This is a genomic window from Scandinavium tedordense, assembly GCF_024764965.1.
In the GTDB taxonomy this organism is placed as follows: Bacteria; Pseudomonadota; Gammaproteobacteria; order Enterobacterales; family Enterobacteriaceae; genus Scandinavium; species Scandinavium tedordense.
Window position 1 is genome coordinate 1 of sequence record NZ_JALIGG010000042.1, and the last position, 26358, is coordinate 26358.

24 protein-coding genes and 1 pseudogene are annotated in these 26358 nt (G+C 54.0%); 14 read left to right on the top strand and 11 right to left on the bottom strand.

Going from position 1 to position 26358, the window contains the following annotated elements; translation table 11 throughout:
• Positions 1-302: 302 nt before the first annotated feature.
• Positions 303-851 carry a helix-turn-helix domain-containing protein gene (locus MUU46_RS00525; protein ID WP_258964474.1) on the bottom strand — a complete coding sequence of 183 codons (549 nt, stop codon included), beginning with the start codon at positions 849-851 and terminating at the stop codon, positions 303-305.
• A 101-nt stretch (positions 852-952) separates the two neighbouring features.
• On the opposite strand from MUU46_RS00525, the gene MUU46_RS00530 reads away from it, so the two are divergent.
• The 6 genes from MUU46_RS00530 to MUU46_RS00555 all read left to right on the top strand — a co-directional run bounded on the left by MUU46_RS00530 (position 953) and on the right by MUU46_RS00555 (position 6796).
• Positions 953-1615, top strand: a complete 663-nt coding sequence (locus MUU46_RS00530) for an AzlC family ABC transporter permease (protein WP_159761607.1) — start codon at positions 953-955, stop codon at positions 1613-1615.
• Entirely contained in the window at positions 1615-1938 is a 324-nt protein-coding gene (locus MUU46_RS00535; protein ID WP_159761608.1) for an AzlD domain-containing protein, read from the top strand. The genes MUU46_RS00530 and MUU46_RS00535 overlap by 1 nt, the downstream gene beginning before the upstream one ends.
• Positions 1939-2087: 149 nt before the next feature.
• Positions 2088-2534, top strand: a complete 447-nt coding sequence (locus MUU46_RS00540; RefSeq protein WP_258964475.1) for a PTS fructose transporter subunit IIA — start codon at positions 2088-2090, stop codon at positions 2532-2534.
• Between the two features lie 12 nt (positions 2535-2546).
• Positions 2547-4001: a PTS fructose-like transporter subunit IIBC gene (locus tag MUU46_RS00545; protein ID WP_258964476.1), complete on the top strand. Its 1455-nt coding sequence runs from the start codon at positions 2547-2549 to the stop codon at positions 3999-4001.
• The gene (locus MUU46_RS00550; RefSeq protein WP_258964477.1) at positions 3982-5043 is read left to right on the top strand and encodes an aminopeptidase; all 1062 of its coding nucleotides are present in this window, start codon (positions 3982-3984) and stop codon (positions 5041-5043) included. Before MUU46_RS00545 ends, MUU46_RS00550 begins: the two co-directional genes overlap by 20 nt.
• Positions 5044-5050: 7 nt before the next feature.
• Positions 5051-6796, top strand: a complete 1746-nt coding sequence (locus MUU46_RS00555) for a putative frv operon regulatory protein (RefSeq protein ID WP_258964478.1) — start codon at positions 5051-5053, stop codon at positions 6794-6796.
• 44 nt (positions 6797-6840) lie between these two features.
• Here MUU46_RS00555 and MUU46_RS00560 read toward each other — a convergent pair whose 3' ends face one another.
• Positions 6841-7053, bottom strand: a complete 213-nt coding sequence (locus MUU46_RS00560) for a YdgH/BhsA/McbA-like domain containing protein (protein ID WP_258964479.1) — start codon at positions 7051-7053, stop codon at positions 6841-6843.
• 128 nt (positions 7054-7181) lie between these two features.
• Positions 7182-8018 (bottom strand): formate dehydrogenase accessory sulfurtransferase FdhD, encoded by an 837-nt coding sequence (gene fdhD, locus MUU46_RS00565; RefSeq protein ID WP_258964480.1) that lies wholly within the window; start codon positions 8016-8018, stop codon positions 7182-7184.
• 193 nt (positions 8019-8211) lie between these two features.
• Here fdhD and fdnG point away from each other — a divergent pair, with 193 nt between their 5' ends.
• The 4 genes from fdnG to fdhE are packed head-to-tail and all read left to right on the top strand — an operon-like array spanning position 8212 to position 13735.
• Positions 8212-11262: a formate dehydrogenase-N subunit alpha gene (fdnG, locus tag MUU46_RS00570; RefSeq protein WP_258964489.1), complete on the top strand. Its 3051-nt coding sequence runs from the start codon at positions 8212-8214 to the stop codon at positions 11260-11262.
• Between the two features lie 12 nt (positions 11263-11274).
• Positions 11275-12177, top strand: coding sequence for a formate dehydrogenase subunit beta (fdxH, locus tag MUU46_RS00575; RefSeq protein ID WP_258964481.1), 903 nt, complete (start codon positions 11275-11277; stop codon positions 12175-12177).
• The gene (gene fdoI, locus MUU46_RS00580) at positions 12174-12809 is read left to right on the top strand and encodes a formate dehydrogenase cytochrome b556 subunit (RefSeq protein ID WP_159761616.1); all 636 of its coding nucleotides are present in this window, start codon (positions 12174-12176) and stop codon (positions 12807-12809) included. Before fdxH ends, fdoI begins: the two co-directional genes overlap by 4 nt.
• Positions 12806-13735: a formate dehydrogenase accessory protein FdhE gene (fdhE, locus tag MUU46_RS00585; protein WP_159761617.1), complete on the top strand. Its 930-nt coding sequence runs from the start codon at positions 12806-12808 to the stop codon at positions 13733-13735. Before fdoI ends, fdhE begins: the two co-directional genes overlap by 4 nt.
• 60 nt (positions 13736-13795) lie before the next feature.
• On the opposite strand, the pseudogene MUU46_RS22925 reads toward fdhE, so the two are convergent.
• Positions 13796-13903, bottom strand: a pseudogene (locus tag MUU46_RS22925) (VapC toxin family PIN domain ribonuclease); the annotation flags it as partial.
• A gap of 2 nt (positions 13904-13905) precedes the next feature.
• On the bottom strand, positions 13906-14151 hold the full coding sequence (locus tag MUU46_RS00590) for a ribbon-helix-helix domain-containing protein (RefSeq protein ID WP_258964482.1): 246 nt from the start codon (positions 14149-14151) through the stop codon (positions 13906-13908).
• 200 nt (positions 14152-14351) lie between these two features.
• Here MUU46_RS00590 and MUU46_RS00595 point away from each other — a divergent pair, with 200 nt between their 5' ends.
• Complete coding sequence (locus MUU46_RS00595; RefSeq protein ID WP_258964483.1) at positions 14352-15260, top strand: alpha/beta hydrolase; 909 nt, start codon at positions 14352-14354, stop codon at positions 15258-15260.
• 166 nt (positions 15261-15426) lie between these two features.
• Here MUU46_RS00595 and fabY read toward each other — a convergent pair whose 3' ends face one another.
• The 5 genes from fabY to typA form a co-directional block, all read right to left on the bottom strand.
• Positions 15427-16368, bottom strand: a complete 942-nt coding sequence (gene fabY / locus MUU46_RS00600) for a fatty acid biosynthesis protein FabY (protein ID WP_159761636.1) — start codon at positions 16366-16368, stop codon at positions 15427-15429.
• A gap of 44 nt (positions 16369-16412) precedes the next feature.
• Positions 16413-16850, bottom strand: coding sequence for a D-aminoacyl-tRNA deacylase (dtd, locus tag MUU46_RS00605; RefSeq protein WP_258964484.1), 438 nt, complete (start codon positions 16848-16850; stop codon positions 16413-16415).
• Positions 16847-17719, bottom strand: a complete 873-nt coding sequence (locus MUU46_RS00610) for a virulence factor BrkB family protein (protein WP_159761621.1) — start codon at positions 17717-17719, stop codon at positions 16847-16849. The genes dtd and MUU46_RS00610 overlap by 4 nt, the downstream gene beginning before the upstream one ends.
• Positions 17716-18312: a glucose-1-phosphatase gene (gene yihX, locus MUU46_RS00615; RefSeq protein WP_159761622.1), complete on the bottom strand. Its 597-nt coding sequence runs from the start codon at positions 18310-18312 to the stop codon at positions 17716-17718. The genes MUU46_RS00610 and yihX overlap by 4 nt, the downstream gene beginning before the upstream one ends.
• A 246-nt stretch (positions 18313-18558) precedes the next feature.
• A complete protein-coding gene (gene typA, locus MUU46_RS00620) occupies positions 18559-20385 on the bottom strand; it encodes a ribosome-dependent GTPase TypA (protein WP_159761623.1) in 1827 nt (608 codons plus the stop codon).
• Between the two features lie 381 nt (positions 20386-20766).
• On the opposite strand from typA, the gene glnA reads away from it, so the two are divergent.
• From glnA to glnG, 3 genes are all read left to right on the top strand, one after another.
• Positions 20767-22176, top strand: coding sequence for a glutamate--ammonia ligase (glnA, locus tag MUU46_RS00625; RefSeq protein ID WP_110511901.1), 1410 nt, complete (start codon positions 20767-20769; stop codon positions 22174-22176).
• 268 nt (positions 22177-22444) lie between these two features.
• On the top strand, positions 22445-23494 hold the full coding sequence (gene glnL / locus MUU46_RS00630) for a nitrogen regulation protein NR(II) (protein ID WP_159761624.1): 1050 nt from the start codon (positions 22445-22447) through the stop codon (positions 23492-23494).
• Positions 23495-23505: 11 nt separating this feature from the next.
• The gene (gene glnG / locus MUU46_RS00635; protein ID WP_258964485.1) at positions 23506-24915 is read left to right on the top strand and encodes a nitrogen regulation protein NR(I); all 1410 of its coding nucleotides are present in this window, start codon (positions 23506-23508) and stop codon (positions 24913-24915) included.
• Between the two features lie 47 nt (positions 24916-24962).
• Here glnG and hemN read toward each other — a convergent pair whose 3' ends face one another.
• The gene (gene hemN, locus MUU46_RS00640; RefSeq protein WP_159761626.1) at positions 24963-26336 is read right to left on the bottom strand and encodes an oxygen-independent coproporphyrinogen III oxidase; all 1374 of its coding nucleotides are present in this window, start codon (positions 26334-26336) and stop codon (positions 24963-24965) included.
• Between the last annotated feature and the right edge of the window lie 22 nt (positions 26337-26358).

Below are 26358 nucleotides of genomic sequence, written 5' to 3' on the forward strand. Positions count from 1 at the left end.
TGGCCATGGTGCGTGCGCTGAACAAAATGACGAAGGCAGGTATGCCAGAAAGTGTACGTATCGGCTGAGAGCCGGAGCTGTTACAGGGGAAACTCGCCTCAAATCTGATTTATTCAACAAAGCCCTTGATTTCATTCAGAAACCCGCTGAATACAACAGATAAGAGATAATATTATTTAGTGCGGAAAGGTGATAATAAAAAGAGGCAACAACGTGAGCGAGATAACATCCATTATTTTAAATCATATAATAAACGAATTAATTAAGCGAAAAACCGCCCCCATTATTGAGGACGGTTATAGTTAATTCTGTTCTGCGACCAGGATGGCTTGGGTATCGTCTTCAAGTGCTTTGAATACATGCTCCTGATCGGCGGGATAACAAATGTAATCCCCTTCGCCTAATTCTTCTGGCGCTTCCGTTAACCCCACCAACGCCCGGCCCTGAGTCACAATAATATGCTCAACGGAACCCGGCGGATGCGGTTGAGAAATGCGGTCTGCGCCCGGCTGAGTCATTAACAAATAAATGTCACGACGCGCACCTGGCGGGCAGGCGGCAAGTAAAATGGCCTGATAGTTGGCCTGCTCGGCCACCACTTTGGTACCTTCACCGCGGCGAAGTACTTGGGTGGTTGACGCCTGCGGCTCCAGCAGTCGGGCGAAAGGAATATCCAGCGCCACACACAGCGACCACAGGGTTTCCAGGCTAGGATTACCGTTGCCTGCTTCCAGCTGCGACAGCGTCGACTTGGCTATCCCGGCACGGCGGGCAATTTCGGCCAATGAAAGCCCGGTGCGCTGGCGTTCGCGCACCAGACTGCGGGAGATCACGCTGATTGGCTGTGTCATACACGGCTCCGTGTTTTATAAATCGAACGAATCGTTCATCTTGTAAATCAACTCAACAGCGTTCATTATAATGAAAATTCGTTCGATATGGCTAAATTTCTATGTTCCGACGTCACCTCGCTTGCCTGAAAAGCGACACCATTAAAGCAATTCTTCTGGTCGACCTGGCGGTTGGCGTAGTCGGGGTTTCCTATGGCTCGCTGGCGATGTCATGGGGCTTTCCACTGTGGGTACCGTTGGCGCTATCGACGCTGGTGCTGGCCGGAGCCTCTGAATTTATGTTCCTCGGGATTATTGTCAGCGGTGGCAATCCACTGGCGGCCGCCGTCGCAGGTTTACTGGTCAACGCCCGTCATATTCCCTTCGGCGTCGCGGTGCGTAACCTGGTCGGCAAGCGCGCCATCGGCCTGCTTGGCTGCCATGTCATGAACGACGAAAGTGTGGTGTTTGGCATGTCACAACCGACGCCCGAACAACGTAAAGCCGCTTATTGGCTGTGCGGCTGCGGCGTAGCAATCCTCTGGCCACTCGGCGTGTTGTTGGGCAGCGGCGTAGGCAAATTGCTGCCGTCCCCTGAAACCATCGGCCTCGATGCAGTGTTCCCGGCCATCCTCGTGGCGCTGGTGATCCCGGCCTTTAAACATCGCACCACGCTAATCCGCGCGATGAGCGGTGCAGCACTGTCGTTAGCCGCTGTGCCGTTTACACCCGCAGGCGTGCCGGTACTGTTGTCGCTGCTGGGCCTGTTTGCGAGGAAAAAATGATGGGCGAGACATTATGGATTATTGCGGGTATCGCAGTGTTGTCCGTCGGCACGTATTTGATGCGCTTTGGTGGCACCAAACTCGGCAATAAACTGGCGCTGTCCGAGCGTTCGCAGGCGATACTCAACGACGCCGCGACGACCTTACTGTTTGCCGTTGCGCTGGCGGCAACGTTCTTCGAAGGCAGCCATTTTGCCGGTAGCGCGCGCGTCCTCGGCGTGGCGGTGGCAGTGTTTCTCGCCTGGCGCAAAATGCCGCTTATCGTGGTGATTTTATCGGCGGCGGTGGTCACCGCGCTGCTGCGCTACTTCGGTCTGCACTAATCGGTAACACACTCAGGCCCCGCGTCTGAGTGTGCGCCAGCCCGCAAAACTTAGCGCAGTTTCTGTCACGCCCGCGCGACATATTGCTCATCAGCGTTATCCCTTCTGCCCGCTACACTGAGTGTCTGTTTTTTAGACGGATTATCAGCATGGCGCCTCTTACCCCCGACTGCATCAACCTCAACATCAGTGGCAATACGCCCTATTCCATTCTGAAATCGCTGGCCGATATGGCGTTCACCCGCGGCTTTATCAGCGATAAAAACCAGTTTCTGCAAACGCTGTTGCAGCGAGAAAAGTTGCACTCCACTGGCTTTGGTTCCGGCATCGCGGTGCCGCATGGCAAAAGCCGCGTGGTTAAACATCCTTTCGTTCTGTTTGCCCGCCGAGAAAATCCCGTTGACTGGCAGGCCGCAGACGGCGAACCGGTGAACGGTTGGATTTGCATCGGCGTTCCGCAGGAAGGGGAAGAAAACCAGGTGAAAATGATCGGTGCGCTGTGCCGCAAGATTATCCACGCCGACTTTATCAGCCAGCTGCAACAGGGCGACGTCAGCCAAATTCTCACGCAGCTCAATCACACGCTCAGCGACTAACAGGAACCGGCCATGGAATCGTCATTACGCGTTGTTGCCATCACTAACTGCCCGGCGGGGATCGCGCACACCTATATGGTGGCCGAAGCGCTGGAACAAAAAGCCCGCCAGCTCGGACATATCATTCGGGTGGAAACTCAGGGTTCAAGCGGCGTCGAAAACCGCCTGAGCGATGCGGAAATCGACGCCGCCGATTACGTGATCCTCGCCACCGGACGCGGTATTAGTAATGATGATCGGCAGCGTTTCGTTGGCAAAAAAGTCTACGAAATCCCGATATCTCAGGCGCTGAAAAATATCGACGCCATTTTCCCTCAGCTATCGACCCATTCGCAGGTGTTCACTGCCGATAGCAGCATGAAACTGGGAAAGCAGGACGTGACGCAGGGCAGCGTGATGAGCCATTTGATGGCGGGCGTTTCTGCTGCGCTACCGTTTGTCATTGGCGGCGGCATCCTGGTGGCGATTGCCAATATGCTGGTGCAAATGGGCCTGCCGTACACCGATATGGCCAAAGGTGCGCCGTCATTTACCTGGGTGGTCGAGTCCATCGGCTATCTCGGCTTCACCTTTATGATCCCCATTATGGGTGCATATATCGCGTCGTCGATTGGCGATAAACCGGCCTTCGCGCCGGCATTTTTGGTGTGCTATCTGGCGAATGACAAAGCCCTGCTCGGCACACAGTCCGGTGCGGGTTTTCTCGGCGCAGTGGTGCTGGGTCTGGCTATCGGCTATTTCGTCTTGTGGTTTCGCAAGGTGCGCCTCGGCAAAGCCCTGCAACCGTTACTCGGTTCGATGCTTATCCCTTTCGTCACACTGCTGCTGTTTGGCGTACTGACTTACTACATCGTTGGGCCGTTTATGTCCGACCTGATGGGCGGCCTGCTGCATTTCCTCAACACCATTCCGCCGTCAATGAAGCTCGGTGCGGCGTTCCTGGTTGGCGCGATGCTGGCGTTTGATATGGGCGGCCCGATCAACAAAACCGCATGGTTCTTCTGCTTCTCACTGCTCGAAAAACACATTTACGACTGGTACGCCATCGTGGGCGTGGTAGCGCTGATGCCGCCAATGGCCGCCGGGATCGCCACCTATATTGCGCCGAAGCTCTTCACCCAACAGGAAAAAAGCGCGGCTAGCAGCGCGATTGTAGTGGGCGCTACCGTCGCCACCGAACCAGCGATTCCGTATGCATTGGCCGCCCCACTGCCGATGATCACCGCCAATACCCTGAGCGGCGGCATCACCGGCATGCTGGTTATCGCCTTTGGCATTCAGCGTCTGGCGCCGGGACTTGGTGTGTTTGATCCGCTGATCGGGCTGATGTCGCCGGTCGGGTCGTTCTATCTGGTGCTGGCATGTGGCCTGGCACTCAATATCACATTGATTATTGTGCTCAAAGGCCTTTGGCTGAAGCGCAAAACGGCGAAAAAGGTCATTCTAAATGAACAACGAACTGCTTAAGCAACTCTGCAATGCCACTGCCGTCAGTGGTGATGAACAGGAAGTTCGCGATATTTTGCGGGCGACGCTCGAAGGCTGTGCGGATGACATCAGTTTCGATGGCCTGGGCAGTTTTATCGCCCGCAAAGGCAACCGCGGGCCGAAGGTCGCGATTGTCGGTCATATGGATGAAGTCGGCTTTATGGTCAGTCACATTACCGATGACGGTTTTCTGCGTTTCGCCACCATCGGCGGCTGGTGGAGCCAGTCGATGCTCAATCATCGGGTGACAATCCGCACCCGCACCGGGAAACACGTGCCCGGCGTGATCGGCTCTGTGGCCCCTCATGCATTGAGCGAAAAGCAAAAGCAGCACCCTGTCGATTTCGACGAAATGTTTATCGATATTGGCGCCAACAGCCGTGAACAGGTGGAAAATTTCGGTATCTGCATTGGTGATTTCATCAGCCCAGAGGCGCATTTCGCCCATTGGGGAGACGATAAAATTGTCGGCAAAGCGCTGGATAACCGTGCAGGCTGCGCCCTGATGGCCGAGCTGTTCCATACGATCAATAACCCGGACATTACGCTGTTCGGCGTGGCGAGCGTGGAAGAGGAAGTCGGCCTGCGCGGAGCGCAGACCTCAGCCGAGCACATCAAGCCGGACGTGGTCATTGTGCTGGATACCGCCGTAGCGGGCGATGTGCCAGGCATCGATAGCGTGAAATTTCCGCTTAAACTCGGGCACGGTCCGGCTGCGATGCTGTTCGATAAGCGTTATTTCCCCAATCAGAAACTGACCGCAATGCTGAAAGAGTGCGCCAGCCAGACCGAGAGTGACGTGCAGTTCTGCATCATGAAAACCGGTGCCACCGACGGCGGGCGCTATAACGTAATGGGCGGTGGTCGCCCGGTGCTGGCATTGTGTCTGCCAACACGCTACTTGCACGCCAATAACGGGATGATTTCTGAAAAAGATTACGACACGTTGTTTACCGTGATCCGCACACTTTTACAGCGGCTGAATGGTGATACCGTGGCGGCTTTGCGGGATTTCAGGTAACAACAGGATGCTTAACGACCGTCAGCTTTCTCTTCTGGAAAAACTGGAACATCAGCCCAGTTCCCTTGCGGAACTGGCGCAACACGCTGGCGTTTCCGCGCGGACTATTTCGCGAGACATTGATTATCTGAATTTTACGCTCAGCGGACGCGCTCGGGTAACCAGTCAGGGCAACGCAGGCGTGCAGCTGGACATTCTCGACAGAAAGCACTATTTCCAGCTGCTTCAGCGCCATGACAACGACGATCAGCTACTGGCGCTGCTGTTGCTCAATGGGTTTACTACCCGTCTTCAGCTGGCTGATGCGCTGAATCTTCCCGAAACATTGATTGCGGACAAACTGGTGAAACTGCGCCAGCGCTATGAAAAGGTCTTCATCATTGCCGGTCGGCCCGGCGTCGGATACTTCATCGACGAGCCTGAAGCCCGGCAGATTCTGATCCTCGCTAACTTGCTAAAAAAAGATCCATTTGTTTCCTCTCTCACTGGCTTTAATTACGCCGCCGTCGAACGATTAACTACCGGCATCAATATGATTCAGGCCTGGCCGACCATCCACCGCGATTATGTGGTGAGCGTGGTGTTGGCGGTATGGGCCATGCGAAATCTTATCCGCAGCGCGTCCCTTGCCGATGGGGATCACGAAATCGCTTTATGTATTGAGAATGCAGGGTTTTATTTTAATCAGAGGTCACTGGGCATGCTGCTGTCGCTGCTGGATAACCTGCAACAGCAGGCCACTCGCGTCGATCAGCAGGTGATTCAACAGCTGCTGGATGATGCGTTGATCGACCATCCGGGTGGCGTGCAGGACCCACAGCTTATTGAGGATTTAACCGGACACGTGACGCGCTGTGCCGCATCACCGGTATGGGTGGCGGAAAGCCGTCAGAGCAGCATGAATAACCTGAAAGCCGCATGGCCCGTGGCGTTTGATATGAGCATTCGCTTTATCGGCCTGCTGCGGGAACGGCTGGGGATTATCGTTTCTGACAGCGACTTGATTGGGCTGTATTTCGCCTGTGCACTGGAACGCCATCAAACAGACCGGCAGCCGGTGATTTTGCTCGCCGAGCAAAACGCCATCGCCACCATTAACAAGCTGGCTATCGAGCGGGATGTGCCTAACTGTCGGGTGCATGTTGCGCGTAGTCTGCCCGGATTGATGGGCCTGCGTGACGAAATCCAGCCGGTTTGTATCATCAATAACAGTCATCTTGAGCTCAACGTCAACCTCAACAATGTACTCAATATCCGCAATATCATCACCCCGGCGGGCATCGGGCAGATTAAAGATTTCCTCGATACCGTGTATATCCGCCAGAATCTGGAGAGATTATTTCCCGTCGATGCATGTTTCCATGAAGAAAATCAGCCCAACGATACATGGCTTGAGATTTGCGCGCGGGTCAGTCAGCGTCTGGTCAGACAAGGGCATCTCACCGATGAGGAAGCCTGGCGTATTTGCCAGCGTGAGCAGGAAGGGGAGAATTTGATCGTCAATCAACTGGCTATTCCCCATTGCTGGAGCGAAAAAGAGACCTCATTTCGTGGCTATTTCATTGCGCTTTCCCGGTCTGTTGTCGTCAACCATGAGCCGGTGAGTCATTTGTTGATCGCCTGCGCCAGCGCATCTGCCCGCCATGAACTGAAAATATTCAGTTATCTGGCCAGAACGTTGTACAAGCATTTACCGGGGAAAATTGCGGGATTAAAAAGTGCGGAAGAGTTTGTGCGGTTGCTGCGGGAATGAAACCTGTCCCGGGCTCATGACGAGCCAAGGACAGTGGCTATGACTTACTTATTTAACTCAGCGGTCATGTGTACACGGTTACCGGTGAAAGCCTGGGTAATGGTGTAAGAAGCTGCGCCAGCTTCCTGAGCCTGTGCTGCAATTTTCGCTTCTGCACCGTCGATGGTGGAAGAGGTTGCGGTGACAGTCTGTGCAGCGAAAGAACCGAATGACGTTGCGAGAGCGATAACTGCGACAAAAGTTTTGATGATTTTCATGATGTATACCCTTCAGTTAAGTTGTCTTGGTAAGGCACTTAGCCTTGATGTGATAAATAATAAACCCACATACTGACAACGAATAGCGGAAGGTTTTGCTTACGTCATTCAAATTAATTGAATTAAAATCAGCCGCCCAAAAGGCGCTGAGGATGGGTATAAATCGTCGCCCTGCCCGGTTTGCAGAAGCCCACCAGCGTCAGGTTGCAGCGCTCAGCCACTTCGACCGCCAGCGTCGTCGCTGCCGAGACAGCGAACAGGATTTCTACGCCACACATCGCGGCTTTCTGTACCATTTCATAGCTGGCCCGGCTGGAGACCAGCACTGCGCCCTGCTGCCAGGCGTCACCTTCTCCCGCACGTCGTCCCAGCAGTTTATCCAGCGCCACATGGCGACCAACGTCTTCCATTCCGCCCGCCAGCGTGCCGTTAGGGGTAACCCACGCAGCAGCGTGGGTGCAGCCCGTCAGGCGGCCCACCGGCTGGACATCATTGAGGTGTTCGAGCGCGAGATCGAGATATTTGAGGCTGAAAGTCTGGGTGAACAGAAGCGGTGCAATCGGGCGGCCCACATCATCGAGCTGTTCCACGCCGCAAACGCCGCAGCCTGTGCGTCCGGCCAGCGCGCGACGGCGTTCTTTGAGCGCCATAAAACGACGGCTGGAGAGTTCAATCTGCACTTCGAGTCCGTTACAGACCTGCAGCACTTCCATCCCGAAAATTTCCGATCGGTTTTCAATAATTCCTTCGGAGAGGGAGAAACCGATGGCAAAAAGCATCAGATCCTTCGGAGATGCCATCATCACCACATGTGAAATACCGTTGTAGACCAACGCCACGGGGACCTCTTCCGCGAGCTCGTCCTGCTGAGTGTGGTGTAAATCCTGGCGCTTCCAGAGATTCACCTGACGCATTCCAGTGATATCACTCACATTACCAACCTGTTCTGATGATTTTTCGTTCACTTTACATTAACCGTATTAGAACAAACGCACACACATTGTGGTATTCTGAAGGCATATCCCTCCAGGAATGAGGGAGATTACCCCAATTCTGAACCTTTGTGGCAACGACCGCAAAGGTAAATAACAATCCATCCCCTTAGCGGTTTAGGTATTGAGTGGCGACGGGGAAGCAATGTCGAAACAAGGAGTGACCATGCAGGTCAGCAGAAGGCAGTTCTTTAAGATCTGCGCTGGCGGTATGGCAGGCACAACGGCAGCTGCTTTGGGGTTTGCCCCAAGCGTAGCGCTGGCGGAAACGCGGCAGTACAAACTGCTACGCACCCGTGAAACCCGTAATACCTGCACATATTGTTCTGTCGGTTGTGGGCTGTTGATGTACAGCCTCGGTGACGGAGCAAAGAACGCCAAAGCATCCATCTTCCATATCGAAGGCGACCCGGATCATCCGGTAAACCGTGGGGCGCTTTGCCCAAAAGGCGCGGGTCTGGTGGATTTCATCCACTCCGAAAGCCGCCTGAAATATCCTGAATACCGTGCACCGGGCTCCGATAAATGGCAGCAAATCAGCTGGGACGACGCGTTCGAACGCATCGCCAAACTGATGAAAGCCGATCGTGATGCCAACTTCATCGCACAAAACGCCGAAGGCACCACCGTCAACCGCTGGCTCTCCACCGGTATGCTGTGTGCGTCTGCGTCCAGTAACGAAACCGGCTATTTAACCCAGAAATTCTCCCGTGCGCTCGGTATGCTCGCGGTGGACAACCAGGCACGCGTCTGACACGGACCAACGGTAGCAAGTCTTGCTCCAACATTTGGTCGCGGTGCGATGACCAACCACTGGGTGGATATTAAAAACGCCAACCTGGTAGTGGTGATGGGCGGTAACGCCGCTGAAGCGCATCCGGTCGGGTTCCGCTGGGCGATGGAAGCCAAAATACATAATGGCGCCAAACTTATCGTTATCGATCCACGCTTTACGCGTACGGCATCGGTCGCCGATTTCTATACGCCGATTCGTTCCGGCACGGACATTACCTTCTTGTCCGGGGTTATTCTGTATCTGCTGAATAACGAAAAAATTAACCGCGAATACACCGAGGCGTATACCAACGCCAGCCTGATTGTGCGCGAAGATTACGCGTTCGACGACGGTCTGTTCTCGGGTTATGACGCCGACGCACGCAAGTACGATAAAACCAGCTGGAACTATGAGCTGGACGAAAACGGCCACGCCAAACGCGACACCACGCTGACTCACCCACGCTGCGTGTGGAACCTGCTGAAAGAGCACGTTTCCCGCTATACGCCAGAGATGGTTGAGAACATTTGTGGTACGCCGAAAGCTGACTTCCTGAAAGTCTGCGAGTACATCGCGGAAACCAGCGTCCACGATAAAACCGCCTCATTCCTGTATGCCCTTGGCTGGACGCAGCACTCCGTCGGCGCGCAAAATATCCGCACCATGGCGATGATCCAGCTGTTGCTCGGCAATATGGGTATGGCTGGCGGCGGCGTGAATGCCCTGCGCGGTCACTCCAATATTCAGGGCCTGACCGACCTTGGTCTGCTGTCGCAAAGCCTGCCGGGCTACATGACGCTGCCAAGCGAAAAACAAACTGACCTGCAAACCTATCTGACCGCCAACACGCCTAAACCGCTGCTGGAAGGCCAGGTGAACTACTGGGGCAACTATCCGAAGTTTTTCGTCTCGATGATGAAATCCTTCTACGGTGACAAGGCGACAGCGGAAAATAGCTGGGGCTTTGACTGGTTGCCGAAGTGGGACAAAGGCTACGACGTTCTGCAGTACTTTGACATGATGTACAAAGGTCAGGTGAACGGCTACATCTGCCAGGGCTTTAACCCGGTGGCCTCGTTCCCGAACAAAAACAAGATTGTGGCCTCGATGTCGAAGCTGAAGTTCCTCGTCACCATCGATCCGCTGAATACTGAAACGTCGACCTTCTGGCAGAACCACGGCGAGCAGAACGACGTTGACCCGTCAAAAATCCAGACCGAAGTATTCCGTCTGCCATCAACCTGCTTCGCCGAAGAGAACGGGTCTATCGTTAACTCCGGCCGCTGGCTGCAGTGGCACTGGAAAGGCGCGGATGCCCCGGGTATCGCCAAAACCGATGGTGAAATACTGGCCGGTATTTTCATGCGTATGCGTGAAATGTACGCCAAAGACGGCGGTCCGGCGCCTGAGCCAGTGCTCAACATGACGTGGAATTACTCCACGCCGGACGAGCCTGCTTCGGAAGAAGTGGCGATGGAAAGTAACGGCAAAGCGCTGGCAGACGTTACCGACCCGGCTACCGGTGCGGTTATCGTCAAAAAAGGCCAACAGCTCAGCTCGTTTGCGCAGCTACGTGATGACGGTACGACCGCCAGCGGCTGCTGGATTTTTGCCGGCAGCTGGACGCCGGATGGCAACCAGATGGCGCGTCGCGATAACGCCGACCCATCAGGCCTGGGCAATACGCTCGGCTGGGCGTGGGCGTGGCCGCTGAACCGCCGCATCCTGTATAACCGTGCTTCCGCAGACCCACAGGGTAAACCTTGGGATCCGAAGCGCCAGCTGATCAAATGGGATGGCGCGAAATGGGGCGGCGTGGATATTCCAGACTACAGCACCGCAGCGCCGGGTACTGACGTTGGGCCATTCATCATGCAACCCGAAGGAATGGGACGCCTGTTTGCTCTCGATAAGATGGCAGAAGGGCCGTTCCCGGAACACTACGAGCCGTTTGAAACGCCACTTGGCACCAACCCACTGCACCCGAACGTCATTTCGAACCCGGCCGCACGCGTGTTCAAAGACGATATGGAAGCGATGGGTAAGCACGATAAGTTCCCGTACGTTGGGACCACGTATCGTCTGACCGAGCACTTCCACTATTGGACTAAGCACGCGTTGCTGAACGCTATCGCACAGCCGGAACAGTTCATCGAGATAGGTGAGAAGCTGGCGGGTAAACTCGGCATCGGCCATGGCGACACGGTGAAAGTCACCTCCAACCGCGGCTATATCAAAGCCAAGGCGGTGGTGACCAAACGTATCCGCACGCTAAAAGTGGACGGCAAAGACGTGGATACCATCGGGATTCCTATCCACTGGGGTTATCAGGGCGTCGCGAAGAAAGGCTTTATCGCGAATACCCTGACGCCGTTTGTTGGCGATGCCAACACCCAGACGCCGGAGTTTAAATCCTTCCTCGTAAACGTGGAAAAGGTCTAGCGGAGACGACTTATGGCTTATCAATCACAAGATATTATTCGCCGTTCCGCGACTAACGGTTTCACGCCCGCGCCTCAGGCGCGGGATCATCAACAGGAAGTGGCGAAACTCATCGACGTGACCACCTGCATCGGCTGCAAAGCCTGTCAGGTGGCCTGTTCGGAGTGGAACGATATCCGTGATGAAATCGGTCACAACGTCGGGGTGTATGACAACCCGGCGGATTTGACCGCAAAATCATGGACCGTGATGCGCTTTTCGGAAGTCGAGCAGAACGACAAACTGGAATGGCTTATCCGTAAGGATGGCTGCATGCACTGCGCCGACCCTGGTTGTCTGAAAGCATGTCCGGCGGAAGGGGCTATCATTCAGTATGCCAACGGCATCGTCGACTTCCAGTCTGAACAGTGCATCGGTTGTGGATACTGCATCGCAGGCTGCCCGTTTGATGTACCGCGTCTGAACCCGGAAGACAATCGCGTCTACAAATGTACGCTGTGCGTCGACCGCGTCACCGTGGGCCAGGAGCCGGCATGTGTGAAAACGTGCCCAACCGGCGCTATCCACTTTGGTTCTAAAGAGGATATGAAAGTGCTGGCGGGCGAGCGTGTCACTGAACTGATAACGCGCGGGTATGATAACGCGGGTCTATACGACCCTGCGGGCGTCGGCGGTACGCACGTGATGTACGTCCTGCATCATGCCGACAAGCCAGGTTTGTATCATGGTCTGCCGGAAAACCCGGAAATCAGTCAAACCGTTAAATTCTGGAAAGGTATCTGGAAACCGCTCGCGGCAGTTGGCTTCGCAGCAACCTTTGCGGCCAGCATCTTCCACTACGTCGGGGTCGGTCCAAACCGCGCCGATGAGGAAGAGGATAATCTGCATGAAGAGAAAGACGAGGTGCGCAAATGAAACGTCGTGACACCATCGTGCGCTACACCGCGCCGGAACGCATCAACCACTGGGTCACCGCCTTCTGCTTTATTCTGGCATCGGTGAGCGGGCTGGGCTTTTTCTTCCCATCCTTCAACTGGCTGATGCATATTCTCGGCACGCCGCAGCTGGCGCGTATTCTGCATCCGTTCGTCGGGGTGGTGATGTTCGCTTCGTTCATCATCATGTTCTTCCGTTACTGGCATCACAACCTCATCAATCGGGACGATATCTTCTGGGCGAAGAATATCCGTAAGATTATCGTCAACGAGGAAGTGGGTGACACAGGTCGATACAATTTCGGCCAGAAGTGCGTTTTCTGGGCGGCGATTATCTTCCTGGTGCTGCTGCTGGTGAGCGGCGTGATTATCTGGCGACCTTACTTCGCGCCAGCCTTCCCAATCCCGATTATCCGCATCGCACTAATGCTGCATTCATTTGCCGCAGTCGCGTTAATTGTGGTTATTATGGTGCATATCTACGCGGCCCTTTGGGTCAAAGGTACCATTACCGCGATGGTGGAAGGCTGGGTCACCAGCGCATGGGCGAAAAAACATCACCCGCGCTGGTACCGTGAAGTCCGCCAGAAAGAGGAAAAATCGACCGAATGAGTATTCGCATAATCCCACAAGATGAACTGGGGAGTAGCGAGAAACGTACGGCGGAAGCAATTCCGCCGTTATTATTCCCGCGACTGAAAAATCTTTATCACCGCAGAGCGGAACGCCTGCTGCAGCTGGCGCAGGATAATCCGCTTGGCGAATACCTGCGCTTTGCGGCGCTCATATCCCACGCCCAGGAAGTGGTGCTTTACGACCACCCGCTGCAAATGGATCTGACTGCGCGCATCAAAGAAGCGGCAGACCAGGGCAAACCGCCGCTGGATATCAGCACGCTGCCGCGCGATAAGCACTGGCAGAAACTTTTGCAATCGATGATTGCGGAGCTGAAACCTGAAATGAGTGGCCCGGCGCTGGCAGTTATCGAGAACCTTGAAAAAGCGTCCGACACTGAGCTGGAAGAGATGGCATCAGCACTGTTGGCGTCTGATTTTTCCTCCGTCAGCAGCGATAAAGCCCCGTTCATCTGGGCCGCGCTGTCGCTGTACTGGGCGCAAATGGCGAACCTTATTCCGGGGAAAGCCCGCGCGGAATATGGCGAACATCGCCAGTTCTGCCCGGTATGCGGTTCAATGCCGGTGTCGAGCGTTGTGCAAATTGGTACCACCCAAGGGCTGCGCTACTTGCACTGCAACCTGTGTGAATCCGAATGGCACGTGGTGCGTGTGAAGTGCAGTAACTGCGAGCAGAGCCGCGATTTACACTACTGGTCACTGGATAACGAGCAGGCCTCCGTCAAAGCCGAAAGCTGTGGCGACTGCGGAACCTACCTCAAAATCCTGTATCAGGAAAAAGACCCCAACGTCGAGCCCGTGGCCGACGACCTCGCCTCTCTGGTGCTGGATGCGCGCATGGAACAAGAGGGCTTTGCCCGCAGTTCCATCAACCCGTTCCTGTTCCCGGGCGAAGGGGAGTAACTCATGTAAGGTCGGGTAATGCGAATTGCCCGACCTACAAGCAGTACGGCGTTATGACGCCAGGCTAATAGCCCGCCGTGAAGCATATTTTTCGATAGTCTCCATCGCTTCATGATGCCCGCTAAAAAGATCGATGAGTATATTAGTGTCAAAAAGAGCGGCCTGCATTCTCACTGCCACTCCGCACGCAGTTTTCTTTGGTATTCAACACCCTCTTCACCACACTCTTGCCAAATCCCCAAGGCATTGACAATCGCAGACTGACTCTGACTTTCAAGGTATTGCTCTACTGCCTCACGCAACAATTCCGCTCGTGGAAGGTTACGATGCTGCTTAAGATCATCGAGACGTTTAATCGCCTCATCCGGCAAATCGAGTAATATTCGACCCATATCTATTCCAACCACGATACCCATATATATCTCCAGTATATCACAAGCGGTTAATAAATAGACAAAATACAGAGTATGGACGTGTGATTAAAGCCAGAATTTCTAGTCATAATCGCTTTTGCGAGCCGCTTTCCAGAATCCGGAGAAGACAGGAAATGGCGGTTTTCAAATAGCAAATTCCAGGTTATAAGTCTGGATATGCATACAGCAAAATGGATAACAAAATGGCACTGGAAGCAGGTATTGCGGAGTTGGTTAACGGCTTCATTGCAGCGGGCAGACCCTCGTCCAGAACTCAGAGCATAGAAGAACGCAGAGCCGGATACGTAGCCAGCACGGTGCTGGCTGGGGATAAAGAAATGCGAGTCCAGACACGCTCTTTCGAACACGAAGGCATTCGTTTTTGGGTCGCCTCGCCTTTGCTGCTCAGCAACCCGCGTCCTGCGGTCATTTACTACCATGGCGGCTGCTTTATCAGCGGTGGCGTTACCACTCACGAGAAGCAACTGCGTCAACTGGCGTACCAGGGCAACTGTCATGTGATTGCCGTAGAGTATCGCCAAGCTCCAGAATTCACGTACCCGACAGCGCATGACGATGCGCTAAAAGGGGCCGATATTGTGTGGCGAAACGCCTCACTATTCGGGATCAACCCCAATCAAATCACGCTAGCGGGTGACAGTGCGGGAGGACATCTGGCGCTGGTAACCACACTTCGCCTGAAAAAATCGGGTCAATGGCTGCCCGCACAGCTGTTGCTGATCTACCCAATGCTTGATGCCACTGCGAGCTGTGAAAGCTATATCCGTAACGGCGAAGATTACGTGATTACCCGCGATACGCTGCTCAGTGGTTATGAAATGTATCTGGCCGACCTACCGCGAGAACATCCAGAAGCCAGCCCGTTATGGCGCGACGATTTTAACGGTCTGCCACCGGTGCATATCATTACCGCCGAATACGACCCTCTGTACGATGAGGGAAAAGAGCTACACAGACGCATGCAGAATCAAAGGGTAAACTGCTCTCATCAGGAATATGCAGGCGTAATCCACGGCTTCTTTCAGTTAGCAGGGATCAGTGCATCGGCTCGGCGAGTAATGAACGATGTGGCTCGCCGAGTTGCATTCTAAGGTTGTTCGCCTTTAACAACCCGCAGATGAAGCGAGATTGTACAATTCTCATTAATGGGGTGTCGTCACCATGGTCCTGGGTAACTGTCAGATTTTATCAGTATGCGGATAAAGGGATATCCGCATACTGAATCAACAAATGAATTCTGAGCTACATCTTCGCTCACTACTCCTCTTCGTTGCCGCCCTCTTCCAGCGGCCCGAAAGGTTTAGCGGGCAAGACCATGAAGATGCCTTCAAAAATCGCACCAGAGGTATCGTCACCGAATAGCTCAACCTGCAGCTGAACGCGGGCTTTACGGCCACGGGCCAGTCGGTCGAGGTCACCGCTGAGCGAACCGAGATCGGCTATCGCACTTGGCTTGCCGCTGATCGGTTTGCTATAGCGAATGTGGGCATCTGCCAGAATGATCGTGCCGCCGAGATGACGCTCGCGCAACATCAGCCAGATCAATCCCCAGCCGGTCAACGTTGCGAGGGAAAACAGGCTACCAGCGAAAAGGGTATGATGCGGATTCTGGTTGCCGATTTCCGGCATGGTGGTGATGAATTTTTGCCCGGTGTATTGCTGGATACGTACACCCATTTTCTCGCTCAGCGGAATGTGTTCATACCATGCCTGCTGAAGCTGTCCGCACCAGTCACCGCGATGCAGGATATCATCGAGCGTCGCGATGGGTTTAATCATCAGGAAGTGCCGAATCGGCGTCGTTTGTGGCGTGGTGATTTCACCCTGGTTCACGAAACCGAGCTTGGCAAAGAATTCGACGGCGTCTTCACGGGCGCTACAAGTCACGCGCTTCACGCCTTCCTGCCGCGCTACGGACTCCAGCGTCATCGCCATCAGCGTGCCGAGACCTTTACCCTGCACCGACGGGTCTGCCGCCATGAAGCGAATAGAGGCTTCGTTATCGCCATTAATATACAGGCGGCCTACCGCCACCAGCTTACCCGCTTCATCCACCACCATCTGATGATGCGCCATAGCGTCCCAGGCATCACGCTCAGAGCCCTGCGGCTGATGCAGCGGCTTGCGCAGCATTTCCCAGCGGAACTGGTAATAACACGCTAATTCTTCTTCCGTTTGCGGTACTCGAAGGTGATACATAGCGGAACTCTCTTTTGCGGCCCGCGCCCAACCTGCCTGAAGGCTCATACCTGTAACCAGAAGGTCACGGGACCGTCGTTAACAAGGGAAACCTGCATATCCGCAGCAAAACGCCCAGTCTGAGTAGGCATTTCTTGCTGGCGGCAACGCTCAACAAAATATTCATAGAGTGCTTCTGCACGATCCGGATCCGCACCGCGGGAAAAACCCGGTCGCATACCGCGCCCGGTGTCCGCCGCGAGTGTAAACTGCGACACCACCAGCACGCTGCCGCCAGCCTGCTGCACGTTGAGATTCATTTTACCGTCGGCATCGCTAAAAATTCGGTAACCCAGAACGCGTTCGCACAGACGATTCGCTTTCTGCTCGTCATCTTCCTTTTCGACACCCAATAACACCAAAAGTCCCTGGCCAATTTCACCCGTCAACTCGCCCTCCACGGTGACGCTGGCACGGGCTACGCGCTGAATTAATGCAATCATGGTTGTTCGTCTTCTTGTTGTAATGCAGCGAGTTTAAGTTTTCGATATTCCCCGAGAGTGACAGTTATTTCCGCACCAAGCAAGACGATGCACCACGTCCAGTAGACCCAAACAAACAAAATGGGGATGACCGATAGCACGCCATAAATCAGCTGATAAGACGGGAACGTGGTGATGTAAAGGGCGAACCCTTTTTTACCCAGCTCAAACAGAAGCGCCGCCACCAGCGCCCCGAGCACCGCATCGCGATTTAGCACCCGCGTGGTCGGAACGATGCTGTAAAGCATCCAGAAGGAAATCCAGGAGAGCAGCAGCGGAAAGATGCGCAGACCGTTATCGATGACGCCGTTAAGCTCGCTCGCCCAGCGCAATGACAGCAGATAAGAACTGATGACCAGACTCGCCCCGACCAGCAGTGGCCCCAGGGTCAATATCATCCAATAGACGGCGAAAGAGTAGATTTTGGGCCGCACGCGTTTGCTGCGCCAGATGGTATTCAATGCACTATCAATGGCATACATCAACAAGAGCGCGGTCACGATAAGCCCACAGGCACCCACCGCCGTCATTTTGCTGGAGTTGGCCACAAACTGTTCAATATAGCGCTGGATAACGTCGCCGGTCGCGGGCAAAAAGTTGGCGAAGACAAAATGGCTGAGTGTAATGCTGACATCGGAAAACATAGGAAATGCCGCGAACAGGGCAAAAATAACAGCGATCAACGGTACCAGAGAGAGTAACGACACATACGCCAGATTGCCGGCCAACGTCGTCATATTGTCTTCATCAATGCGTCGCCAGAGTAATTTCAGCCAGGCAACCAGCGGCCTGGCGTGACGGGAGGCTTTTTGATGAACGTTTTTTATCATAGCTGTTTCGCAAAATACCCGGGGATGGTTTCTTTGCCGGTCACCAGAATGCTGGTGATCCCCAGTTGGTTGGCGCCTTCAATATTATCGGCGTTATCGTCGAAAAAGACCGTATTGTCGGCCGTGAAACCTTCCGCTTCCAGTACCCGCTGATAAATTCTCGTTTCCGGCTTACGCATACCCATTTCTTGTGAAAGATAGATATGATCTGCCGCAGCGCGCACTTCCGGGTATTCATCCGGCCAGAAGGTCGTGTGCAAACGGTTGGTGTTAGACAGTACGACCACGCGATGGCCCTGCTCACGCAGCGTGTGCATGATGGCAATCACGTCCGGACGCAGGCCGACAAAAATGGCCTGCCAGCCATGAGCAAACTGCTCGTAGCTCAACGACAGATCCATCTCATGGCACAGCGCTTGTGCAAACGTTTCATCCGTTATTTCACCGCGCTCGTGCTGATGAAAAGCCTCGCCCATGACGAAATTCTGCTTCAGCGTTGCCAGCGGCACGCGGCTGAAATCACTCCACGCCCCAAACACGCGGTTGAAGTCGATGTCGACAATCACATTACCTAAATCAAAGATATAGAGCATGATCCTCTCCTTTTGTGTCATGGAAAAATAACTGTAGCGGGAAAGGGCTGGTTTGACTACAGAGATGATGTTTAGGACTGGAAAACTGCGGGTTGTGAATGACGTGGGGACGCACTTTGCGTCAAAGTTGGGCAATATCAGGTTGCATGGACGGTTGAAATCATAAAAAAAGCCGCTGAATCAGCGGCTTTTTAATGGCCGGGTGAGCGTTAACTCAACCCGGCTGAAGGCTTAGTTCAAAGAAGCTTACGCGTCTTTAGGACCACGGCCAGCACGTTTACGGTCGTTCTCGGTCAGGTGACGTTTACGGATACGGACAGAAGTCGGTGTTACTTCTACCAGTTCGTCGTCATCAATGAACTCAAGAGCCTGTTCCAGGGACATCTTCTGTGCAGGAACCAGAGTTGTCGCTTCGTCAGTACCGGACGCACGCATGTTGGTCAGTTTCTTACCGGTCAGGCAGTTTACAGTCAGGTCGTTAGAACGACTGTGAATACCGATGATCTGGCCTTCGTAAACTTCTGCACCGTGACCCAGGAACAGCTTACCGCGGTCCTGCAGGCTGAACAGCGCAAACGCGACTGCTTTACCCTGGCCGTTAGAAATCAGCACGCCGTTGTTACGCTGGCCGATTTCGCCCGCACGAACGTCGTCGTAGTGGCTGAAGGTGGAGTACAGCAGACCCGTACCGGAAGTCATGGTCATGAACTCGGTACGGAAGCCGATCAGGCCACGTGCCGGGATCAGGTAATCCAGACGAATACGGCCTTTGCCGTCAGGGATCATGTCTTTGACATCGCCCTTACGCTCGCCCATTGCCTGCATTACAGAACCCTGGTGCTGTTCTTCGATGTCCAGAGTCACGTTCTCGAACGGCTCTTGCATACGACCATCGATCATACGGTTGATAACTTTCGGACGGGACACAGCCAGTTCGAAGCCTTCACGACGCATATTTTCGATGAGAACGGACAGGTGGAGCTCACCACGACCGGATACACGGAATGCATCCGCATCTTCGGTTTCGTCAACACGCAGTGCCACGTTGTGCACCAGCTCTTTGTTCAGGCGGTCAAGGATCTGACGTGAAGTCACGTACTTACCTTCTTTACCACAGAACGGAGAGGTGTTGACGTTGAAGAACATGGTTACGGTTGGTTCATCAACAGACAGCGCTGGCAGCGCTTCTACCGCCTGCACGTCGCAGATGGTGTCAGAGATGTTCAGTTCGCCCAGACCGGTGATTGCAATGATATCGCCAGCTTCCGCTTCAGCAGATTCGATACGTTCCAGACCGAGGTGGCCCAGGACTTTACCGACTTTACCGTTACGGGTTTTGCCTTCGCTATCAATGATAGTGACCTGCTGGTTCGGCTTCACTTTACCGCGTTTGATGCGGCCGATGCCGATAACACCCACGTAGCTGTTGTAGTCCAGCTGGGAGATTTGCATCTGCAGCGGGCCATCAAGGTCAACGTTTGGTGCTTTAACGTGGTCAACGATCGCCTGGTACAGCGGGGTCATATCTTCCGCCATATCGGTGTGCTCGTTACCCGCAATACCCATCAGTGCAGATGCATAGATGATTGGGAAGTCGAGCTGTTCGTCAGTCGCATCCAGGTTTACGAACAGGTCGAAGACCTGATCAACAACCCAGTCAGGACGAGCGCCAGGACGGTCAACCTTGTTGATAACCACGATCGGCTTCAAACCATGGGCGAATGCCTTTTTGGTTACGAAGCGCGTCTGCGGCATTGGGCCATCCATTGCGTCAACGACCAGCAGAACGGAGTCTACCATGGACATTACACGTTCAACTTCACCACCGAAGTCGGCGTGCCCTGGGGTATCAACGATGTTGATACGGTAGTCATTCCATTTGATAGCGGTGTTTTTAGCGAGGATGGTAATCCCACGCTCTTTCTCCAAATCATTGGAGTCCATCACGCGTTCGGTGGCTTCAGCACGTTCGTTACTGAAAGTACCAGATTGCTGCAGCAGCTTATCAACCAGGGTAGTTTTACCATGGTCGACGTGCGCGATGATGGCGATGTTACGCAGATTTTCGATCACAACTTTGCCTCAGGCATTTAGAAATAGCGCGTTATTGTACACGGATTAATCGCAGGACTAAACAGGATCACAAACATCCTCTGCAAACAAGTATCGCAGAGTTGTCGTGTGATCGCTTTCACGAAGAGTAAAAAGGGCCTAATCACGCAAATTGCACCAAAATAGTGCCCACATTTCACACATAAGCACTATTTTGGTGCAGTATATCCATCGTGGTGCAGCCCTTTTGCACTATGGTGCGCATCATAACGCCTTTTGGGGTGTATTTAAAAGTTGGCACAGATTTCGCTTTATCTTTTTCAAGGCAACAACGCCACATTAAGCAGTGCCAAGAATAGTTCGTTACCACGACGACACTGACAAATCCGGGAGAGTTTAAGTATGTCCGCTGAACACGTTTTGACGATGCTGAACGAGCATGAAGTGAAGTTTGTTGATCTGCGCTTCACCGATACCAAAGGTAAAGAACAGCACGTCACAATTCCTGCTCATCAGGTAAATGCCGAGTTCTTCGAAGAAGGCAAAATGTTTGACGGCTCCTCTATCGGTGGCTGGAAAGGTATCAACGAATCTGACATGGTTCTGATGCCAGACGCTTCCACGGCTGTCATGGACCCGTTCTTCGAAGAGTCTACTCTGATCATTCGTTGTGACATCCTTGAGCCTGGCACCCTGCAAGGTTATGACCGTGACCCGCGTTCCATCGCTAAACGCGCTGAAGAATATCTGCGCTCCACCGGCATCGCGGATACCGTTCTGTTCGGGCCAGAGCCAGAGTTCTTCCTGTTCGACGACGTGCGTTTCGGTAGCTCTATCTCCGGCTCCCACGTTGCTATCGATGATATCGAAGGCGCATGGAACACCGGCACCAAATACGAAGGCGGCAACAAAGGCCACCGTCCAGCTGTTAAAGGCGGTTACTTCCCAGTTCCACCTGTCGATTCCGCACAAGACCTGCGTTCTACCATGTGTCTGGTGATGGAAGAAATGGGCCTGGTTGTTGAAGCTCACCACCACGAAGTGGCAACTGCTGGTCAGAACGAAGTGGCAACCCGCTTCAACACTATGACCAAAAAAGCGGACGAAATTCAGATCTACAAATATGTGGTTCACAACGTCGCGCACCGTTTCGGTAAAACCGCGACCTTCATGCCAAAACCAATGTTCGGTGATAACGGTTCCGGTATGCACTGCCACATGTCTCTGTCCAAGAACGGTACCAACCTGTTCTCTGGTGACAAATATGCAGGTCTGTCTGAGCAGGCACTGTTCTACATCGGTGGCGTAATCAAACACGCTAAAGCGATCAATGCGCTGGCGAACCCAACCACCAACTCCTACAAGCGTCTGGTCCCGGGTTACGAAGCACCGGTTATGCTGGCTTACTCCGCCCGTAACCGTTCTGCATCTATCCGTATCCCAGTGGTTGCGTCTCCGAAAGCACGTCGTATCGAAGTGCGCTTCCCGGACCCGGCGGCTAACCCGTACCTGTGCTTCGCAGCTCTGCTGATGGCTGGTCTTGACGGTATCAAAAACAAGATCCACCCAGGCGAAGCAATGGACAAAAACCTGTATGACCTGCCGCCAGAAGAAGCGAAAGAGATCCCACAAGTTGCAGGTTCTCTGGAAGAAGCACTGAACTGCCTGAACGAAGACCGCGAGTTCCTGACGGCGGGCGGCGTGTTCACTGACGAAGCGATCGATGCTTACATCGCTCTGCGCGTTGAAGAAAACGACCGCGTTCGCATGACTCCGCATCCGGTAGAGTTCGAGCTGTACTACAGCGTTTAAGAAGTTAGTCATCTCCGATGATTTTCGCGTTGTAACAAGGCTGCAACTGAGTAAGTCCCAATGAGCTTAGTCCACTAAGTGATTTGGGCGAACGAAGGCAGCCAACACCGTTGCAGCGTGAAGGACACGGAGATTGAGTTGCCGTGGAAACTTTTGGCCCATCTTCGGATGGGCTTTTTTCTCCGGCAACAGCCTGATATCAGGCACTTTGCGGAAGAAAACCGCTATAATGCACTAAATTGGTGCACACCTTTCAGGAGACTGCCGGATGGCAACAGGCGTGCTGCCCGATGCTGGGCAGATCCTCAATTCTTTAATCAACAGTATCTTACTGGTCGATGACGAGCTGGCGGTTCATTACGCCAACCCGGCAGCGCAGCAGCTGCTCGCCCAGAGTTCGCGGAAATTATTCGGTACACCGTTGCCGGAACTGTTGAGTTATTTTTCCCTGAACATTGAGCTGATGCAGGAAAGTCTGCTGGCAGGACAGGGTTTCACGGACAACGAAGTGACGCTGGTTATAGATGGCCGCTCGCACATTCTGTCCTTGACCGCTCAGCGGCTGCCAGACGGCCTTATCCTGCTCGAGATGGCGCCGATGGATAACCAGCGTCGTCTAAGCCAGGAACAGCTGCAGCACGCTCAGCAGATCGCTGCTCGCGATTTGGTACGCGGTCTGGCCCATGAAATCAAGAATCCGCTTGGCGGCCTGCGTGGCGCAGCTCAGCTTCTGAGTAAAGCGCTGCCCGATCCGTCACTGCTGGAATACACCAAAGTTATCATTGAGCAGGCCGATCGCCTGCGCAATCTGGTGGACAGGCTTCTTGGTCCACAGCAGCCAGGAATGCATGTCACTGAAAGTATTCACAAAGTGGCTGAGCGCGTGGTGAAACTGGTGTCGATGGAGCTTCCGGACAATGTGCGTTTAACGCGCGATTACGATCCAAGTTTGCCAGAATTACCGCATGATCCCGACCAGATAGAGCAAGTTTTACTGAATATCGTGCGTAATGCTCTACAGGCACTGGGCCCAGAAGGCGGAGAAATTATTCTGCGTACCCGTACCGCGTTCCAGTTAACGCTCCACGGCGTACGTTACCGTCTTACCGCCCGCATTGACGTAGAAGACAACGGACCGGGCATTCCCTCTCACCTGCAGGATACGCTGTTTTATCCGATGGTTAGTGGGCGCGAAGGCGGCACCGGTCTGGGCTTATCCATCGCCCGCAGCTTGATCGATCAACACTCCGGTAAAATTGAGTTCAACAGTTGGCCGGGCCATACAGAATTTTCGGTTTACCTGCCCATTCGGAAATAGAGGTGCATTTTATGCAACGAGGGATAGTCTGGATCGTTGATGACGATAGTTCCATCCGTTGGGTGCTTGAACGCGCGCTCACCGGGGCAGGATTAACCTGCACCACGTTTGAAAGTGGTAGCGAAGTACTCGACGCGCTGGCCAGCAAAACGCCGGACGTGCTGATGTCTGATATTCGAATGCCTGGCATGGACGGGCTGGCGTTGCTCAAACAGATTAAACAGCGCCATCCGATGCTGCCGGTCATCATAATGACGGCCCATTCCGATCTGGATGCTGCCGTGAGCGCCTACCAGCAAGGGGCTTTCGACTACCTGCCGAAGCCGTTTGATATCGACGAAGCGGTAGCGCTGGTCGAACGTGCGATCAGCCACTATCAGGAACAACAGCAGCCACGCAACGTGCAGGTCAACGGGCCGACAACGGACATAATTGGCGAAGCACCCGCGATGCAGGATGTGTTCCGTATCATCGGCCGTCTTTCCCGTTCGTCTATCAGCGTTCTTATCAACGGTGAGTCCGGGACCGGTAAAGAGTTGGTTGCTCATGCCCTACATCGCCACAGCCCTCGCGCGAAATCCCCTTTCATCGCTCTGAACATGGCGGCAATCCCTAAGGATTTGATTGAATCTGAGCTGTTTGGCCACGAAAAAGGCGCGTTTACCGGGGCGAATACCATTCGTCAGGGGCGCTTTGAACAGGCCGACGGTGGGACGTTGTTCTTAGATGAAATCGGCGATATGCCGCTGGATGTGCAGACGCGTCTGCTCCGCGTACTGGCCGATGGTCAGTTTTATCGCGTGGGCGGCTATGCGCCGGTGAAAGTGGATGTCCGCATAATTGCGGCAACCCATCAGAATCTTGAGCTTCGCGTACAGGAAGGTAAATTCCGTGAGGATTTGTTCCACCGCCTGAACGTCATCCGGGTGCATCTGCCACCGCTGCGCGAACGCAGGGAGGACATTCCGCGCCTGGCGCGCCATTTCTTGCAGGACGCAGCCCACGAGCTTGGCGTTGAAGCCAAACAGCTTCATGCCGAAACCGAAGCCGCATTAACGCGCCTCGCGTGGCCAGGGAACGTACGCCAGCTGGAAAACACCTGTCGCTGGCTGACGGTGATGGCGGCGGGTCAGGAGGTGTTGATTCAGGATCTGCCCGCAGAGCTATTTGAAAGCAGTGTGCCGGACAGCCCGTCTCATTCGCTGCCTGACAGCTGGGCAACACTGCTGGCGCAGTGGGCTGACCGCGCACTGCGTTCCGGTCATCAAAATCTGCTCTCAGAAGCGCAACCGGAAATGGAGCGCACGCTACTGACCACCGCCCTGCGTCACACTCAGGGGCACAAACAGGAAGCCGCGCGCTTGCTTGGTTGGGGACGAAATACCCTGACCCGTAAGCTGAAAGAGCTAGGAATGGAATAGTCCGTTTGAGATTGCTGATAGTGAAACGGGCCGAATGGCCCGTTTTTTTATATCACGCGTGAGAACTGCTGCATCCGCGCCTTCTGGCGCAGATAGGTATCGAAACACATGCAGATATTGCGGATAAGCAATCGCCCTTTCGCCGTCACCTGAATACCTTGCGCATTCACGTCCACCAACCCATCTTTCGCTAGTGGCGCCAGCAGCGTTAAATCTTCGGCAAAGTATTGCTGGAAATCCAGCGCCCACTGCGTCTCAACGTCGGAAAAATCAAGGCGGAAGTTACAAATCAATGCCTTGATCACATCGCGGCGAATGCAGTCATCCTGGGTAAGCGCAATGCCGCGCCACAGCGCGTTCCCGCTTACATCAACCTGCTGATAATAGCGTTTCAGCTCTTTCTGGTTCTGCGCATAGCTGTCGCCAATCATGCTGATGGCTGAAACACCAAGTCCTAACAAATCGCTGTCACCTTGGGTGGTGTAACCCTGGAAATTGCGGTGCAGTACGCCTTCGCGCTGGGCAATCGCGAGCTCATCACCAGGACGCGCAAAATGGTCCATACCGATAAACTGATAACCGGTTTCGGTCAGGGAAGTGATGGTTTCCTGCAGAATATCGAGCTTTTGCTGAGCCGACGGTAAATCTTCGTCTTTGATTTTACGCTGTGCCGCGAACAGCGTCGGCATATGTGCGTAGTTAAACACGCTCAGACGGTCCGGATTCAGCTCTGCGACCCGCTTAAGGGTAAAGGCAAAGCTCTCCGGCGTTTGCTTCGGCAGGCCGTAAATCAGGTCGATATTGGTCGACGTGAAGCCAATCTCGCGGGCGCGGTTCAGCAACGCAAAGATAAACTCTTCGTCCTGCTCACGGTTTACCAGGCGCTGAACCTCTTTATTGAAGTCCTGCACACCCATACTCAGGCGGTTAAAACCTTCGCTGCGCAAGTGATCCAGCACGTCCAGTTCGATTTCACGCGGGTCGACTTCAATGGAAATCTCAGCATCCGCAATAAAATCAAAATGCCCGCGCAGGAGCTGCATCAGGCGGCTGATTTGCGCTTTGTTCAGATAGGTTGGCGTCCCGCCGCCCCAGTGCAGCTGGCTGACCTTGCGGCCGGCAAACAATGGTGCACGGTGGACAATTTCCTGTTCCAGCGCGTCGAGGTACTGATCGGCTTTGTGCTGCTGGCGGGTCACAATCTTATTGCAGCCGCAGAAGTAGCAGAGCTTATGGCAAAACGGGATGTGAACGTACAGCGACAACGGACGTTCAGGATAACGGGCAACTGCCTGCTGAAAGTCGGTTTCGCCGAACGCATCGGAAAATTCCAGCGCGGTAGGGTATGAGGTATAACGTGGCCCGGAATAGTTGTACTTCTGGATCAGGGCCAAATCCCAGTCGATGAACTGCTCAGACATGCTTACTCCTTCCGGTAGTATC

Bases quoted from the DNA above. Each gene is read 5' to 3' on its own strand.
- MUU46_RS00530 (WP_159761607.1), top strand. From the start codon at position 953: ATGTTCCGACGTCACCTCGCTTGCCTGAAAAGCGACACCATTAAAGCA.
- fabY (WP_159761636.1), bottom strand. From the start codon at position 16,368: ATGTATCACCTTCGAGTACCGCAAACGGAAGAAGAATTAGCGTGTTAT.
- glnA (WP_110511901.1), top strand. From the start codon at position 20,767: ATGTCCGCTGAACACGTTTTGACGATGCTGAACGAGCATGAAGTGAAG.
- MUU46_RS00545 (WP_258964476.1), top strand. From the start codon at position 2,547: ATGGAATCGTCATTACGCGTTGTTGCCATCACTAACTGCCCGGCGGGG.
- MUU46_RS00595 (WP_258964483.1), top strand. From the start codon at position 14,352: ATGGCACTGGAAGCAGGTATTGCGGAGTTGGTTAACGGCTTCATTGCA.
- glnL (WP_159761624.1), top strand. From the start codon at position 22,445: ATGGCAACAGGCGTGCTGCCCGATGCTGGGCAGATCCTCAATTCTTTA.
- fdxH (WP_258964481.1), top strand. From the start codon at position 11,275: ATGGCTTATCAATCACAAGATATTATTCGCCGTTCCGCGACTAACGGT.
- MUU46_RS00610 (WP_159761621.1), bottom strand. From the start codon at position 17,719: ATGATAAAAAACGTTCATCAAAAAGCCTCCCGTCACGCCAGGCCGCTG.
- glnG (WP_258964485.1), top strand. From the start codon at position 23,506: ATGCAACGAGGGATAGTCTGGATCGTTGATGACGATAGTTCCATCCGT.
- fdoI (WP_159761616.1), top strand. From the start codon at position 12,174: ATGAAACGTCGTGACACCATCGTGCGCTACACCGCGCCGGAACGCATC.
- MUU46_RS00535 (WP_159761608.1), top strand. From the start codon at position 1,615: ATGGGCGAGACATTATGGATTATTGCGGGTATCGCAGTGTTGTCCGTC.
- hemN (WP_159761626.1), bottom strand. From the start codon at position 26,336: ATGTCTGAGCAGTTCATCGACTGGGATTTGGCCCTGATCCAGAAGTAC.
- MUU46_RS00550 (WP_258964477.1), top strand. From the start codon at position 3,982: ATGAACAACGAACTGCTTAAGCAACTCTGCAATGCCACTGCCGTCAGT.
- MUU46_RS00560 (WP_258964479.1), bottom strand. From the start codon at position 7,053: ATGAAAATCATCAAAACTTTTGTCGCAGTTATCGCTCTCGCAACGTCA.
- MUU46_RS00555 (WP_258964478.1), top strand. From the start codon at position 5,051: ATGCTTAACGACCGTCAGCTTTCTCTTCTGGAAAAACTGGAACATCAG.
- dtd (WP_258964484.1), bottom strand. From the start codon at position 16,850: ATGATTGCATTAATTCAGCGCGTAGCCCGTGCCAGCGTCACCGTGGAG.
- yihX (WP_159761622.1), bottom strand. From the start codon at position 18,312: ATGCTCTATATCTTTGATTTAGGTAATGTGATTGTCGACATCGACTTC.
- MUU46_RS00590 (WP_258964482.1), bottom strand. From the start codon at position 14,151: ATGGGTATCGTGGTTGGAATAGATATGGGTCGAATATTACTCGATTTG.
- MUU46_RS00525 (WP_258964474.1), bottom strand. From the start codon at position 851: ATGACACAGCCAATCAGCGTGATCTCCCGCAGTCTGGTGCGCGAACGC.
- MUU46_RS00540 (WP_258964475.1), top strand. From the start codon at position 2,088: ATGGCGCCTCTTACCCCCGACTGCATCAACCTCAACATCAGTGGCAAT.
- fdhE (WP_159761617.1), top strand. From the start codon at position 12,806: ATGAGTATTCGCATAATCCCACAAGATGAACTGGGGAGTAGCGAGAAA.